The sequence below is a fragment of the Bacterioplanes sanyensis genome (genome assembly GCF_014652515.1).
Taxonomy (GTDB): Bacteria; Pseudomonadota; Gammaproteobacteria; order Pseudomonadales; family Oceanobacteraceae; genus Bacterioplanes; species Bacterioplanes sanyensis.
This window is the reverse complement of the sequence record NZ_BMYY01000001.1, coordinates 180,822-194,365: the sequence shown is the minus strand read 5'-3', so window position 1 is coordinate 194,365 and position 13,544 is coordinate 180,822. Positions and strand designations below refer to the sequence as shown.

Genomic DNA, 13,544 nt, shown 5'->3' with positions numbered 1-13,544 from the left:
CGCCTTTGCCTGCTCGGTTTCATTTCGCTACCGAGCAGGCCTTTTTAGATTCTCCCTAATAGCAAATAGTAGCGAAGTCACATTCCTGCCAAGCCATGCTTAGCGACATTTGAATCGCCGCCACCAACGCGTATCATCGCGCCTTATTTTTTTACCCACTCGTGCCGCTCAGAGACGATGCCATGACCACAGCCGATACCCCCAAGCCAAAACGCGACGCCCTGTTAGCGACCGCTCACACTCATATGCCGATGGGCGTTGCCGACAGTTATCGCTACTGGGGCGATGACAACACGGTGTTTGTTGAATCGCTGAAGGGCTGTCGGCTAACCGATGTCGACGGCCAAGAGTTTGTTGATTTTCGCCTGGCGTATGGGCCGATCATTTTGGGCTATCGCGATGCCCGCATCGACAACGCCGTGATCGACGCCATCACCAACATCGGCACCATGTCTGGCTTTTCAACGGGCCTGGATGCAGAAGTCATCGAACTGGTGAAAAGCCTGTGCCCGCAAATCGAAAAAATGCGTTTTGCCAACTCCGGTACCGAAGCGGTGTTAGGCGCCGTGCGCACCGCACGGGGCTTTACCGGCCGCAATAAAATCGTAGTGGTCGAAGGCGGCTTTCATGGCTTGTATGACGAAATGATGTGGAAGCCAGATGTCGATAACTGGCAACCACAAGGCGACAGCGCGCCAGAGATCAAAGCCTTTGGCATTGGCATTCCCGAAGCCAGCCGCGAGCATTTAGAAACCATCTCGCTCAACGACGAAGCCGCCCTGATTGATGTATTCAAGCGCGTCGGCCATGACATCGCCGCCATTGTGATTGAACCCATCATGGGCAACTGTGGCTCCATCGCCGCCAGCCAGGCTTATATGCAAGCCCTGCGCGATCAGTGCGATGCCCACGGCGCCCTGCTGATTATTGATGAAGTCAAAACGGGCTTTCGCGTTGCTAAAGGTGGCGCGCAACAGCTGTATGGCATTTATGCCGACCTCACCACCTTCGCCAAAGCCATGGGCAACGGCTACCCGGTGGCGGCGTTTGGTGGCCGCGCTGATGTCATGAACACCATTCACTCCGGCACAGGCGGCGTCACCCACGGCGGTACTTACACCGCCAATATGATCGCCCTGGCCGCGGCTAAGGCCACCTTAAGCGTGTTAAAAGACACAGACGCCCTGGCCACCATTCATCAAACCGGTGCGGCCATTCAGCAAGTGCTGTCGCGGGTGTTTAGCAAGCATGGCATCGAGCATAAATTCGCTGGCCCAGATTCGATGTTTGGCATTCACTTTAATACCCGTGCCGATCAAGATGTGCCGCACAATTATCGCGATTGGAAGCAAACCAACAGCGAGCTGTACACCGCCTTTGCCCACCGTTTAATTGCCAAAGGCATTATGCTGGAGCCAGATTCTCGCGAGCCTTGGTTTATTTGCGAAGCGCACCAAAGCGTAGACTTGGCATGGCTTGAGCAGGTTGCCGATGAGGCGCTGGGCGAGGCCATTGCTGCTCAAAATACCAGCACAGAAAACAGCGACGCCTAAAGCGCACCCAATACTTTTGAAGCGCGGCTCTTTACTTTTATTCTGGTTGTAGTAAAGTACGCGCCGCTTGGAGGGATGGCTGAGCGGTTGAAAGCACCGGTCTTGAAAACCGGCATAGGTTAATAGCCTATCTAGGGTTCGAATCCCTATCCCTCCGCCATATTCAAAAAAGCCGCTGCAGAAATGCAGCGGCTTTTTTTATGCCTGCTTTTTATGTCGACGTTATAAACGCACAAAAAAACCGGGCAAAGCCCGGTTTTTTCACTCACTGTTTACGTCGAAGCCGCTGCCATTACATGCGGTAGTTCATTTGCAATGACACGCCCAGGGCATCCATATCGTAGGTGCCGGTCGCGTTTTGCAGACCTTTAACCTTGTCGTCTAGGTCGTAGTCGTACTCGTTCAAATCCGACTCATCAATCAGCAAGTAGGCCAAGCCCAGATCAAAACTGATGTCGTCATTGACCTTGTATTTTGCACCGGCGGTCAGCCACTGACGGTCGTTGTCAGGCACGCGCGCCGTGCGGTGTTGCTCGGCCACTGGCGACTCATCAAAGGCATAGCCAGCACGCAGCAGCCAGTTGTGGTTCACCTGGTAGCTAGCGCCCAACGCATAAGACCAAGTGTCGTGCCATTTTTCTACGATGTGGCCAATGTAGTTTTCGCCCAGACCGCTGATGTCATCAATGATGCCTGAGCGAGTGGCGATCACGTCGAAGTATTTAAATACCGACCAGTCCGTCCAAGTCGCGCCGCCTTGCAATTGCACGCGGTCGTTAATGCGGTGCGCCAAGCTAAAGGTGGCAGAGCGCGGCGTAGTCAAAGGCACGCGTGCGTCTTGATCTTTTACTTCGCCGCTAAAACCTTGCACGGTTTGCACCAGCTCAGCGTCGCTCAAACCAAACAGCTCGCCATTTTTGGCGGCAATAGCCGCGTCCGCCAGCACCACGCCGTTATTGTCGGCATCGAGTAACGGATGGCCTTTCAGCTCAGGCGCAAACACCTGCACGCCTTGGTTTTGCTTAAACTCGGCGGTGCCTTCTAAATCAAGGTCAATTTCTGAGCGATAGGCAAAGCCAAAGGTGGTGGCTGGGCTGATGTCCCACATCACGCCGAAGTTCCAGCCATAACCGCGGTCATCGCCTTCCACTTCAAACTTGTTGTCGTAGCCCATGTAGCTGGGGTCATTGAGGCCAGAAATGGCATCAATTTTGGCCTGCTGCTGAATAAAGGCTGCTGAGTTCGGGTCCAGGCCGCTGTTATTCAGCTGCATTTGCGCACCTTGCACATACGCGTCTGGCACGAACGGCACAGTGTCGAGCTGCTTAGACAGCAGGCCTTCTGCAAATACGATGTCGATGCCCACACCAATAGAAAGAGTGTCGGTCAGCTGGTAAGCAAAGGTCGGCTGAATGTCGATGGTGGTGAGCTTGGTTTCATCGGCAAAACCACCCACCAGCGCATTGGATTCGTAATCAGTGTGGGTACCAAATGGCGCAAAAATGCCCAGGCCAATCGCCGCTTTGTCATCCAGCGGGCGCACGTAGTACATAAAAGGAATGGTCGGATTCGGCACAAAATCGCCGCCATCACCGTAAGCGCCGGGTTCAAAATCGCTGGAAATACCGGCACTGTTTAAGCGCTCGCCCTCAAAACTGCCGTTCACATCAATGTACGTCACACCCACACTTAACTCTGGGCGCTTAAGACGAGTCATACCGGCGGGGTTATAAAACACCACCGAGGCGTCTTCGGCCACGGCTGCACGACCGGCATAGGCGTTACCGACGCCGCTGGCGCTTTGCTCATTGATTTTATAACCGGAGGCCATGGCCTGGCTGGCCAGAGCGACCGCCGTTGCTAACACAGACGCTTGCTTCAACATTTGAGGGTTTTCCTTACTGTTATGTTTATTGGGTGCCGGTCGCTGTACAGACACTGACGCACCAAAGAGAAAAACGGCCGGAGTATGCCAGCCAGCATCAGGCCAATTTGTAACAATTTGTGCCAAACCGGTAACATCGGGAAACAAAGCAGTGAGCCAAAGGCAACAAAAACCTTCGTTGAGCAGGCTGGTATACTGGGCCGGATTTTTCTTAAAGGCCGACACCGTGCCGTTTATCAGGTGGTTATTTTGCTGTCAGATGCACCGTCCTATGCGCTTCACCCCATCGCTATTGCTAACACACCGTTCCGTGAGAAGTTCGCCATTCCGCGCCAACCCAGATTGGCTCCGGCGGTCCAGGGCAGATTGCAATTGCTGCCCCCCTACGATGACCCCAAAGCCGTGGCCGGCTTGGAGCAAGTCAGCCATTTGTGGCTGACCTTTGTCTTTCACCAAACTCTGACCCAAGCCGACAAACCGCATTTGCAGGTACGCCCGCCGCGCTTAGGTGGCAATCAAAAATTGGGGGTATTTGCCTCACGCGCCACTCACAGGCCCAATAATCTTGGCCTTAGCGTGGTGGAGTTGGTCGCAGTGGAGCCCGGTGTATTGGTGGTAAGTGGGCTGGATTTGCTCGATGGCACGCCGATTGTCGATATTCGCCCCTATGTGCCTTACGCCGATCAGGTAGAAGAGGCTCACAATCACATCGCGCCGATGCCGCCTGCCGACATTGAGGTGCGCTTTAGCCCCACGGCCAAAGCGCAAGCCCTGAGTGCTGAGCAGCGCCTGCAGCAACCGGTAATGGCCGTGATTGAGCAATGCCTGGCACAAGATCCCAAACCGGCTTATCAACAACCTGGGCCCGAGCGCGAATACGGCGTGCGGTTATGGGATTTCAACCTGGTATGGCATTACCCAGAGCCGCACACAATCTGCGTATTGCGGCTAGAGGCTTAGTGCCCTCTGGCTGCGTTCTGCCTCTTGCCAATGGGACCATTGGCCGAGAGACACGCCTTGCCAGAGAACTTGGATGGCACGCTGACAGCATGCGCACTTCTAACTCAGGACACTAACGCGGCATCAGCTTATAAGCGCGCTGCACAAACGAATCCAGGCCACGCTCACGAAAACGCGGCTCTTGCTCAATCAGCTCACGGCTTTCCAGCAGTTCAATATGGTAATGACTGCTGTAATGCTGCTGCACTTCTTCGTCACTGATGGCAAACGGCGGACCGCTCATCTGAGCTTGTCGATAATCAAGGGTAATCAAAAACTGTGGCGCACTGCCGCTGATATGGCGCAGCTGGCGGGCGTAGTCGCGGCGCATGTTTTCGGGCAAGGCCACCAAGGCCGCGCGATCATAAACCCAATCGATGGGGCCAAGGGCGGGCTGGTCAAAAAAGTCACCGGCAATCAAGTTGACGCCCTCGCCCTGATACACCTTGCCCTGCTCGCGCTGCTCACAACTGAGCTCAATGCCCAGCTCGGTGGTCATCAGGGTGGCCAGCTCTGTCAGGGCGATGTCGCTTAACTCGATGCCCACCACCGAATGCCCTTGCTGGCGCAGCCACAACACATCCAACGACTTGCCACACAGTGGCACTAAAACGCGCTGCGGTGGCCGGGTGTTCAGCGTTGGCCAGTATTTCAGCAGCACTTTATTAACTTCATCCAGATGAAAACCGATTTCCATCTTTTGCCATTTGTCGATCCAAAATTGCGCTTCCACGTTACTACTCAACAAATCAGTAAGGGCCAGCCAAGCTAGCGCAAAATACGCTCGCTGGCCAGCGCCCAAACCTCAATGTCTGAGCCTCAACGTCTGAGCCTCAATGTCTAAGCCCTACGCTTCCGACCACACCGACAGTTCATTGCCGCTTGGCTCAATAAAGTGAAAGCGCCGCCCACCGGGGAAGCTAAAGATGTCTTGGCAGATATCACCACCGGCGGCTTTGACCTCAGCCAGCTTGGCCTCCAAGTCATCGACTTGAATCACCACCAAAGCAGCGCCGTTTGCCATACGGCTGGTGTTGTCGCTGCGATAAAAACCGCCGGGGGTGCCGGAATGACCAAAAGCAATGTAATCCGGGCCGTAGGCCTGAAACTGCCAACCGAAAACCTGTTCAAAAAATGCCTGAGTGGCCTCTAGGTTATGAGCGGGGAATTCAATGTAATTGATCATATAGACCTCCTTGTAGTCACCCGCCCATCATGCACCATCAGGACTTTTTTACATACTCGGCAATAATCACAATGCGCTGGCCATTGACTCGGCCTTCAATGTGCTTGGGGTTATCGCTTAATGAAATACCGCGCACGGCGGTGCCACGCTTGGCGGTAAAGTTAGCGCCTTTAACATCCAGGTCTTTAACCAGCACTACGTTATCGCCTGCAGCCAGTTGGGCGCCATTGGCATCCAACGTGGGCTCAGCGTTAAGATCCACCAGGCCGCGATCTGCCCACTTTTGCGTGTCTTCATCCAGGTAAAGCATTTCGAGCAAATCCTGCGCCCAGGTTTCGCTGCTAAGACGCTGCAGCATGCGATAGGCCAGTACCTGTACCGCCGGCTCGCTGTTCCACATGCTGTCGTTCAAGCAGCGCCAGTGATTTTGCTGCAACTCAGCGCCATTCACTTGCTCCAGGCAAGTACCGCATAACAACACGCTGTTATCGACTCGGGCATTGGTGTCGGGTGGCAACAAGTAGGCACTTAGGCTATCCGGGCTGCTACACAGCTCGCATTGATCGTTGGCACGCTGACGCAGGCTTTGCTCAAGACTCATGGTGATCTCCACATAAAAGAGGCGGGATTATGCCACAGCAGGGCAGCATTGTCGGAAGATGGTGACCACTGCTCTATACTCAGGCTTTCTTTCATGGACAAGGTCGTCGCAATGCGTGTGTGTTTATTAATCAGCTGGCTAATTGGCCTGATGCTACCGGCAGCACACGCCGAACCACGCCCACCACTGGAGCTGGTGACGCTGCAATATCCGCCTTACAGTTATATCCAAGCCGGAGAGCCTGATGGCGTTGCCGTGCAACTGGTCAAACAAGTATTTAGCGAAATGGGTGTTACGATAAACGTGCGCGTTTTACCTTGGGCCCGCGCCATCAGCGACATCGAACACGGGCGCGCCGATGCCATTTTTACCGCCTTTAAAACCCCGAAGCGCGAGCGCTTTGCCGATTACAGCCAAGAAGTGCTGTTCGTACAAAATATCAGTTTGATACAAGCCTCACCCAAACCACTGGCATGGCGCCAGGCCGGCAATGGTTTGTCAATGTGTGCGGTCAACAACGTCAGCTACGGCAGCTATATGGATCAGCTGCTAACGCAGCAGCACTTTGCCACCGTATACCGCATTAACTCGGCTGAGCAATGTGCCCTTATGGTTAGCAACGGCCGTGCTGACTTGTGGGTGAACAACGAATTTGGCGCGCGCGTCTTGCTGCAGCAAGTAAAACTGTCGCAGCCATTGCACATACTGCAGCCCCCGCTGCAAAGCACCAACAGCTACATTGCGTTTTCACGCCAGCGCCAGTTGACCGCCATTCGCGACCGCTTTGATGCGGCCTTGCGCCAGTTTAAACAGAGCGGTCGCTATCAGCAGCTGGTGGACGAAGCCATTCAAAGCACTCGCCCCGAGCTGCACTAACGCTGCAGCGCCGCCACATCCGGAAAGCGTTGCTGCCAGTTCTCGATCAAGGCTTGCTGATCGATATCCCAGGGGTGAAAGCCAGTTCGAAAGAACTTTGCCAGCCCCTTCATGTTGTCGCGCAAAATACCGCGTTTGCCCCAAAAAAACCGCCAGGCTTCGCGCCACTCACGCAGGCTCGGCCAATGACGATCGGCCCACAGCATTTGCACTTGATACCAAGCCAAACGCGAGAACAAACTCACCATGGCAATGACCATGACCCGCTTGCGCATAAACTCGTTATTCACACAGCGACGATACACATCAAACGCCACGGCTTTGTGTTCAATTTCTTCCACCGCGTGCCAAATCAGCATTTGCCGAATGGTGGGGTCAACGTCATCGAGAATGTCTGGGTTTTTTAATAAAAACTCCGCCAGCGAAGCAGTAAAATGCTCCATCGCCACCGTCAGCGCCAACTGGCGCGAGTGACTTAGCGTTTTTAAAAACTCGATGCGCTTTAGCATGGCGCCCGTGATCTTGCTCATCGGAAAGCCCAGCGATTCAATCGCCCGGTTCAGCTGCTCGTGGGAGACGCCGTGATGCGCTTCCTGGCCGATAAACCCCTTGATTTGCTGCTGCAGCTCTGGGTCTAGGATTTGCTCACGATAATGGCGCACCGAATGAATAAAAAAGCGCTCACCATCGGGGAACAATGCCGATAGCGCATAAAAAAACGTGCTGACTAAGGAGTTATCACGAAACGTGTATTTGCGCGCCGGCGGCTGGGTATCAAACGCCATGCGCCGTGGTTTAATCTCGGGTTGGTAGTGCGGAGTCGATGCCGATTTATTGTTATTCATAGGCTCACCTGCAAATTGTGTCCGGAGTCAGAAGTTCGACGCTGTCACTATGGCACAGTGCCCCGACCGCAACCCGGTGATATGCTTGCAAACGGCAGTGAAAAAATAACAACAAGGCACCGTCATGCAAACGAGCTCAATCGGTCGCGGCCATTATCGAATTTCGTCGGACTACTTAATTTTGCTGGCCGAAATGGCCTTTGAACACGGCATCAGCGCCAAGCAATTACTGCACGGCTCACAGCTGGAAGAATCGCTATTGCTGCAGCCCGGCGTATTGGTCGGCCATGAGTCCGGCGTTCGCTGTGTCGAGAACTTTTGCCAGTTGCTGCCCGAGCCACAACTGGCTTTGGAATACGGCAAGCGCATGACGCTTTCTAAACACGGCGCCTTGGGCTACGCCGCGCAATACAGCGCCACCATGACCGACGCCGCGATTAAAGTCATGCGCTACGTCGAGACGCGGGCGCAAATATTCACCATGCAGCGCCATGCCGATGCCGAGCAGCGCCAGCTGTTTATTCAACCCAAGTTCAACAGCAAGCACGCCGCGCCGTTTTTGGTGCTGGCGTTTTTAGCCAGCATTGAAACCATTTGCCGCACCCTGGTTGGCAGCCAAGGTGGCCAAACCGCCAGCTGCATCGAACTGAGTTGGGATTGGCCGCTTGCCGAGCAAACCATTTTGCCTCACTGCCAAATACTCAGCGGCGCCAGCGACAACTGCCTGACTTGGCCCAGCGCAGCACTGCAAGCGCCCCTGCCCTTTTTTGACCCCACCATGGAGCACATGGCCGAGCAAGAGCTAGAGATGGCATTGCGCGAGCTGCAAGGCCGACGCAACGTCAGCGACCAAGTGCGCGACTTAATCGCCGACCGGCTGCAGCAGCCGCTCAGCCTGGAGCAAGTCGCCGGCAAACTGCACATGTCGATGGCCACCCTCAACCGCAAACTCAAGCAAGAAAACACCAGTTATCAGCACCTCAAAGATGAGCTGCGCCAGCAGCAAGCGCGGCACATGCTGCGCACCAACGACCTCACTATTGATCAAATCGCCGAGCAACTGGGCTACTCTGATGCCAGCAACTTTACCAAAGCATTTAAAGCCTGGACCGGCATGCCCCCCTCTGTTTATCGCCGCCAAGGCTGAACACCGCCCCTTCGACGGGCAACAGGGCTGGCAATCGCCGGCGTTTTTCCGTATAAGGCGCAACCAGCCGATAGCACGAGTTGACCATGTCTAGATTCAGTCGAGTTCCCCGCCAAAAACCCCGTCGCCCACAAGCCGATGACCGCCTGCATTACCGCGAGCTCAGCGGCTTATGGTTGCAATGGCTGCAACGCCCCAACGCCATTCCACTGGATCGCTGGCTGCGCAAGCACAGCGGCAAAAATGCCGCCCTGCGCCAACAACCATCATTGGCACTGGCGCTCTATCAGGCGCAGCGTTTTTTACAGCTGGCATGCGCGCTAGAGCACCAGCAGCGCCAGGAACAAGCGCTCAACGACGGCCAATGGCAAGCCTGGGATAAAAACTGGCAACCCGCCGACGCCGATCAGCTCGACCCACACCACCTGTGGCATTGGGTGCAACAGCGCTGCCAAGAAAACTGGCGCTGGCCCGACGGCTTTCGCAACTACGAGCGCCGCACCGAGGTCTTCCGCCAATTTCGCGATCAAGCCGAGCAACCGCTGTCGGCAGCATGGCTATTGTGGCACGGCATTCGCCCTAGTTGGATGCCCGCCCTGCGCCAACGCCAAGAGTACAGCCAGTGGAGCGACGAGCAGTTTCAGCAATGGCTGCAACAGCAAAGCCAAGCAGCGCCTACTTGGTTGCGCATTAACCCCATTGCCAACCACGACGGCTTAGACATCGCCGCCGTGGCCCGTGAACTGCAGCAAGAAAAAGTCTCTGTGCAGCGCCGCGGCCAACAACTGTGCGCTTTAGGCGGCCGCGGCTTAAGCCAGAGCCAACTGTATAAAGCCGGCGTTATTGAAATTCAGGATTTAGCCAGCCAACACATTGTGGCCGCCGTGGCACCCAAGCCGGGTGAAAAAATCTGGGATGCTTGCGCCGGCGCCGGTGGCAAAGCCATTGCCCTGGCCAGCCAGATGAACAATAAAGGCGCGGTCATTGCCACCGATTTGTACGAGCAAAAACTGGTCGAATTAAAGCGCCGCGCCAAACGTGGCCAATTACTGAACATTCGCAGCTTTGTTTGGGATGGCCAGCAGCCGCTGAAATTGCCGCAAGAAATTGCCCGCCAACAAGGCTTCGATAAAGTATTGGTCGACGCTCCCTGCTCCTCCAGTGGCACCTGGCGCCGCAACCCAGACGCACGCTGGCGCTTAAGCGCCGACGACAACGCCGAGCTGATGGCACTGCAGCAACGCCTGCTGACCTTGGCCAGCCAATCCGTGCGCCCAGGCGGCGAGCTGTTTTACGCCACCTGCAGCTGGCAAGTGGAAGAAAACGAGCAGCAAGTAGCAGATTTTATGCAACAAAATGATGGCTGGCAGCTGCTGGAGCAAACCATGCTCGGCGCGCCTGAGCAGGACGCTGATACCATGTTTGTGGCCAAGTTAAAGCGCTTATGATGTGAGTTAAGCGCTGTTCGCTTTAATAAAAAGCCGTGGTGAATGTCGCGGCTTTTTTATGGGTGTTGTTTAAATTTTCTGGGCTGCGCAGATTTCTATTTAAACGCCAAACCCTATGCCCTCCTTGAGGGATCTTATCCCTCACGCCGGGCGGGCGAGCGACTGAAAGCGTACATCGAGATAGTTGTCGCTAGCCATTTGCTCTCGTAGCTGGGGTCAGAGCTCAAGCTCTGACCCCGCAAAACAGCGCAGATTTTTTTAAACGCTAAACCCCATGCCCTCCTTGAGGGATCTTATCCCTCCGCCGGGCAGGCGAGCTCCCTGCTTTGCGCTGCACAGGCCGTTTTTCCTTCGTTAACAATGCTGTTAGCGCCGCAACGCCAACAGCCTGCATCCCGGCAGGATGTTGGCTGGTGCTGCCATCCAGGCAGCCCCTGCGGGCACAGTCATTGCCCACTCAGGCGGCCTGCTAAGGCGCGGAAAACCTGGGCGCGAGAGCGAGTTTAAAAATTAGAGCCGCTGTCACAACGGCGCTGTAGCTAAACAGCCGACACAATCTGTCGCCTAGCAACCTTGCCGGTAGACTCGCCCAATGATAGCTTAACATCAATAATATCAGCAGCATGGAGCCTAAAAGCCGGAGCTTTGAGGGCACTAGCTGAAGGGATAGTAGGAATGCACGTTTTTCCCAAAGGAAGTGTGGAAGAAAGGAAGACATCCAGTTATAAATCAATGGCTTGGCAGAGATACCTCAAATGGTTCTAGCTGGTAAAACAGGCACGCATACTATTAAGCTGTTAGCTTTTTAAGGGGTTTTGATGGACATATCATGGGCAACGATAGGCAAAGTAATGCTGGTGGGGATTGGAACATACATTCTACTACCAGCTTTTCTTGTCGTCAGGGATGCTGTCCTTTGGTGGGTTATCAATCGCTACATTTTAACCGGACAAGCTCAGCTTAACGTGCGGCGACATGTTGAACTCGTGCACGAGTGGAATACTGAACACGTCGGCAACACAAGGATCGCGAGTGACGAACATGGTTCTAAACATTTTATTAATGACAATGAGGTCACGCCAGAGGAATTTAATCGCCACTTCAACCGCTCTGATGAGATTAGGCGAGAGATAAGAACACTAAAAATTGACCTGGACCGGCGGGCTAAGTTCTTAAAATGGATGCTCAAGCACTATCAGCAAGAACCCATAGACCCGATCAATGAATGGAAACAAGATGAAGAGAAGCGCTTGCGTAATAAAAGCTAACAATCGCAGGCACGGCGACGGCTTTTTCGTTTCGGCTGCGCCTTCACTACAAAGCCGCGCGTGCTGCGGGCGTTAGTATTTCTGAGCAAGGAGTAGTAAGTAAATGAGATAAGTAAATGAGATGATAAGTAAATGAGACACCCACCCTAACCTGACACTTCAATGGCAATCAGCTCCACAGCAGCTAGGCTCGTATCAGTTGCTCAGACAACAAACGAGACACCCACCCTAACCCCCACCCTCAGAAACAAACGAGACACCCACCCTAACCTGACAATCCAATGGCAATCGGCTCCACAGCAGCTAGGCTCGCGGAAACAAACGAGACACCCACCCTAACCTGACACTTCAATGGCAATCAGCTCCGCAGCAGCTAGGCTGATGTCAGCTGCTGCAGAACTGGAGTGTCATTATGCCCAAGCCCAGAAAACAGCAAGTCTCTTTGGAGGCGACACCCTATTATCATTGCGTATCACGCTGTGTGCGGCGGGCTTTTCTGTGTGGTACGGATCATATGACTGGCCAATGCTACGAGCATCGCCGTGGTTGGCTAGAAGACAAGTTACTGGCTTTGCCGCATGTATTTGCCGTTGAAGTGGCGGCCTATGCCATTATGAGCAACCATTACCACGTTGTTTTATTTATTGATGCTGAGCGCGCCCATCACTGGAGCGACACGGAAGTCATTGAGCGCTGGCACACGCTATTTAGTGGCAATATGCTGTCTCAGCGCTTTATAAACGGTGACGAGCTGGGCGTTGCTGAGCAAAAGCGACTGCAAATGTATGTGGAAGAGTGGCGCTCACGGTTATCTAGCATCAGCTGGTTTATGCGGGTGCTGAACGAGGCCATTGCGCGAGAAGCCAATCAGGAAGATCAGTGCACTGGCCGTTTCTGGGAGGGCCGGTTTAAATCCCAGGCACTCTTGGATGAAGCAGCACTGGCTGCGTGCATGGCCTATGTCGACCTTAACCCGGTGCGGGCAAATATGGCAGCCACGCCGGAAGCATCCGCGCACACCTCGGTGAAGCGGCGCATAGAAAAAGCAAAAACGAGCAAGCAGCCCAACCATCCGAAGCAACAACCCAAGGAATTATTACCCTTCGTTGGCAACCCTCGGCAAAATATACCGCTGGGTATTCAAATGAAGCTGATGGATTACCTCGAACTGGTCGACTGGACTGGCCGCATTATTCGCCACGATAAACGCGGCGCCATTGCTAAAAATACGGCGGCCATTCTCGATCGCTTAGGCATTGATGACCAACAATGGTTAGAAATGACCCAGCATTTTGAAGACTGTTTTAAAACCTTTGCCGGCGGTGAAGAAAAACTGCGCCAAGCCTGTGAAACACTGAATTATCAGCGCCCGCCTGGACTCAGTCGCTGCCGTTCGTTACTCAACCGATCAGCCTGACGACACCTCCTTCCACCGCATTCAGCATTATCAGGGCAGTCTGAGGGCAACACACACCCGAAATCGCTCAATGATGCTCGCAATTCATTACACTTCCTCTTCTACAGCCACTCTTCCCGCAAAGTCATGTTGCTGTGCAAAACAAACGAGACACCCACCCTAACCTGACACTTCAATGGCAATCAGCTCCACAGCAGCTAGGCTCGTATCAGTTGCTCTAGAGTCGGAATGCCATTATGCCCAAGCCCAGAAAACAGCAAGTCTCTTTGGAGGCGACACCCTATTATCATTGCGTATCACGCTGTGTGCGGCGGGCTTT

General features: G+C 54.3%; 12 protein-coding genes, 1 tRNA gene and 1 pseudogene. 9 read left to right on the top strand and 5 right to left on the bottom strand.

The window, feature by feature from the left end:
- Positions 1–182: 182 nt before the first annotated feature.
- Together IE090_RS00950 and IE090_RS00945 are read left to right on the top strand one after the other, a co-directional pair.
- Positions 183–1,553, top strand: coding sequence for an aspartate aminotransferase family protein (locus IE090_RS00950; protein ID WP_189386469.1), 1,371 nt, complete (start codon positions 183–185; stop codon positions 1,551–1,553).
- 69 nt (positions 1,554–1,622) lie between these two features.
- Positions 1,623–1,713 (top strand) — tRNA-Ser (locus IE090_RS00945).
- A 132-nt stretch (positions 1,714–1,845) separates the two neighbouring features.
- Here IE090_RS00945 and IE090_RS00940 read toward each other — a convergent pair.
- A complete protein-coding gene (locus tag IE090_RS00940; RefSeq protein ID WP_189386468.1) occupies positions 1,846–3,438 on the bottom strand; it encodes an OmpP1/FadL family transporter in 1,593 nt (530 codons plus the stop codon).
- A gap of 249 nt (positions 3,439–3,687) precedes the next feature.
- Between IE090_RS00940 and tsaA the strand changes: the two genes are divergently transcribed.
- Entirely contained in the window at positions 3,688–4,398 is a 711-nt protein-coding gene (gene tsaA / locus IE090_RS00935; RefSeq protein WP_229815308.1) for a tRNA (N6-threonylcarbamoyladenosine(37)-N6)-methyltransferase TrmO, read from the top strand.
- A gap of 112 nt (positions 4,399–4,510) precedes the next feature.
- Here tsaA and tmpT read toward each other — a convergent pair whose 3' ends face one another.
- The 3 genes from tmpT to IE090_RS00920 form a co-directional block, all read right to left on the bottom strand.
- A complete protein-coding gene (gene tmpT, locus IE090_RS00930; protein ID WP_189386466.1) occupies positions 4,511–5,170 on the bottom strand; it encodes a thiopurine S-methyltransferase in 660 nt (219 codons plus the stop codon).
- Between the two features lie 114 nt (positions 5,171–5,284).
- On the bottom strand, positions 5,285–5,623 hold the full coding sequence (locus IE090_RS00925) for a VOC family protein (protein WP_189386465.1): 339 nt from the start codon (positions 5,621–5,623) through the stop codon (positions 5,285–5,287).
- Positions 5,624–5,660: 37 nt separating this feature from the next.
- A complete protein-coding gene (locus IE090_RS00920) occupies positions 5,661–6,224 on the bottom strand; it encodes a PhnA domain-containing protein (RefSeq protein WP_189386464.1) in 564 nt (187 codons plus the stop codon).
- Between the two features lie 93 nt (positions 6,225–6,317).
- On the opposite strand from IE090_RS00920, the gene IE090_RS00915 reads away from it, so the two are divergent.
- A complete protein-coding gene (locus IE090_RS00915) occupies positions 6,318–7,100 on the top strand; it encodes a substrate-binding periplasmic protein (RefSeq protein WP_229815305.1) in 783 nt (260 codons plus the stop codon).
- Here the strand turns inward: IE090_RS00915 and IE090_RS00910 are convergent.
- Positions 7,097–7,945, bottom strand: coding sequence for a metal-dependent hydrolase (locus IE090_RS00910; protein ID WP_189386463.1), 849 nt, complete (start codon positions 7,943–7,945; stop codon positions 7,097–7,099). The genes IE090_RS00915 and IE090_RS00910 overlap by 4 nt on opposite strands.
- Before the next feature lie 124 nt (positions 7,946–8,069).
- On the opposite strand from IE090_RS00910, the gene IE090_RS00905 reads away from it, so the two are divergent.
- From IE090_RS00905 to IE090_RS18040, 5 genes and pseudogenes are all read left to right on the top strand, one after another.
- A complete protein-coding gene (locus tag IE090_RS00905) occupies positions 8,070–9,092 on the top strand; it encodes an AraC family transcriptional regulator (RefSeq protein ID WP_189386462.1) in 1,023 nt (340 codons plus the stop codon).
- Positions 9,093–9,178: 86 nt separating this feature from the next.
- On the top strand, positions 9,179–10,540 hold the full coding sequence (locus IE090_RS00900; protein ID WP_189386461.1) for an RsmB/NOP family class I SAM-dependent RNA methyltransferase: 1,362 nt from the start codon (positions 9,179–9,181) through the stop codon (positions 10,538–10,540).
- An 818-nt stretch (positions 10,541–11,358) separates the two neighbouring features.
- Entirely contained in the window at positions 11,359–11,808 is a 450-nt protein-coding gene (locus tag IE090_RS00895) for a hypothetical protein (protein WP_189386460.1), read from the top strand.
- Between the two features lie 412 nt (positions 11,809–12,220).
- The gene (locus IE090_RS00890; protein ID WP_189386459.1) at positions 12,221–13,225 is read left to right on the top strand and encodes a transposase; all 1,005 of its coding nucleotides are present in this window, start codon (positions 12,221–12,223) and stop codon (positions 13,223–13,225) included.
- Positions 13,226–13,461: 236 nt separating this feature from the next.
- Positions 13,462–13,544, top strand: a pseudogene (locus tag IE090_RS18040) (Type I secretion system protein TolC); the annotation flags it as partial.

Bases quoted from the DNA above. Each gene is read 5' to 3' on its own strand.
- IE090_RS00940 (WP_189386468.1), bottom strand. From the start codon at position 3,438: ATGTTGAAGCAAGCGTCTGTGTTAGCAACGGCGGTCGCTCTGGCCAGC.
- IE090_RS00915 (WP_229815305.1), top strand. From the start codon at position 6,318: ATGGACAAGGTCGTCGCAATGCGTGTGTGTTTATTAATCAGCTGGCTA.
- IE090_RS00950 (WP_189386469.1), top strand. From the start codon at position 183: ATGACCACAGCCGATACCCCCAAGCCAAAACGCGACGCCCTGTTAGCG.
- IE090_RS00920 (WP_189386464.1), bottom strand. From the start codon at position 6,224: ATGAGTCTTGAGCAAAGCCTGCGTCAGCGTGCCAACGATCAATGCGAG.
- IE090_RS00905 (WP_189386462.1), top strand. From the start codon at position 8,070: ATGCAAACGAGCTCAATCGGTCGCGGCCATTATCGAATTTCGTCGGAC.
- IE090_RS00890 (WP_189386459.1), top strand. From the start codon at position 12,221: ATGCCCAAGCCCAGAAAACAGCAAGTCTCTTTGGAGGCGACACCCTAT.
- IE090_RS00895 (WP_189386460.1), top strand. From the start codon at position 11,359: ATGGACATATCATGGGCAACGATAGGCAAAGTAATGCTGGTGGGGATT.
- IE090_RS00925 (WP_189386465.1), bottom strand. From the start codon at position 5,623: ATGATCAATTACATTGAATTCCCCGCTCATAACCTAGAGGCCACTCAG.
- IE090_RS00900 (WP_189386461.1), top strand. From the start codon at position 9,179: ATGTCTAGATTCAGTCGAGTTCCCCGCCAAAAACCCCGTCGCCCACAA.
- IE090_RS00910 (WP_189386463.1), bottom strand. From the start codon at position 7,945: ATGAATAACAATAAATCGGCATCGACTCCGCACTACCAACCCGAGATT.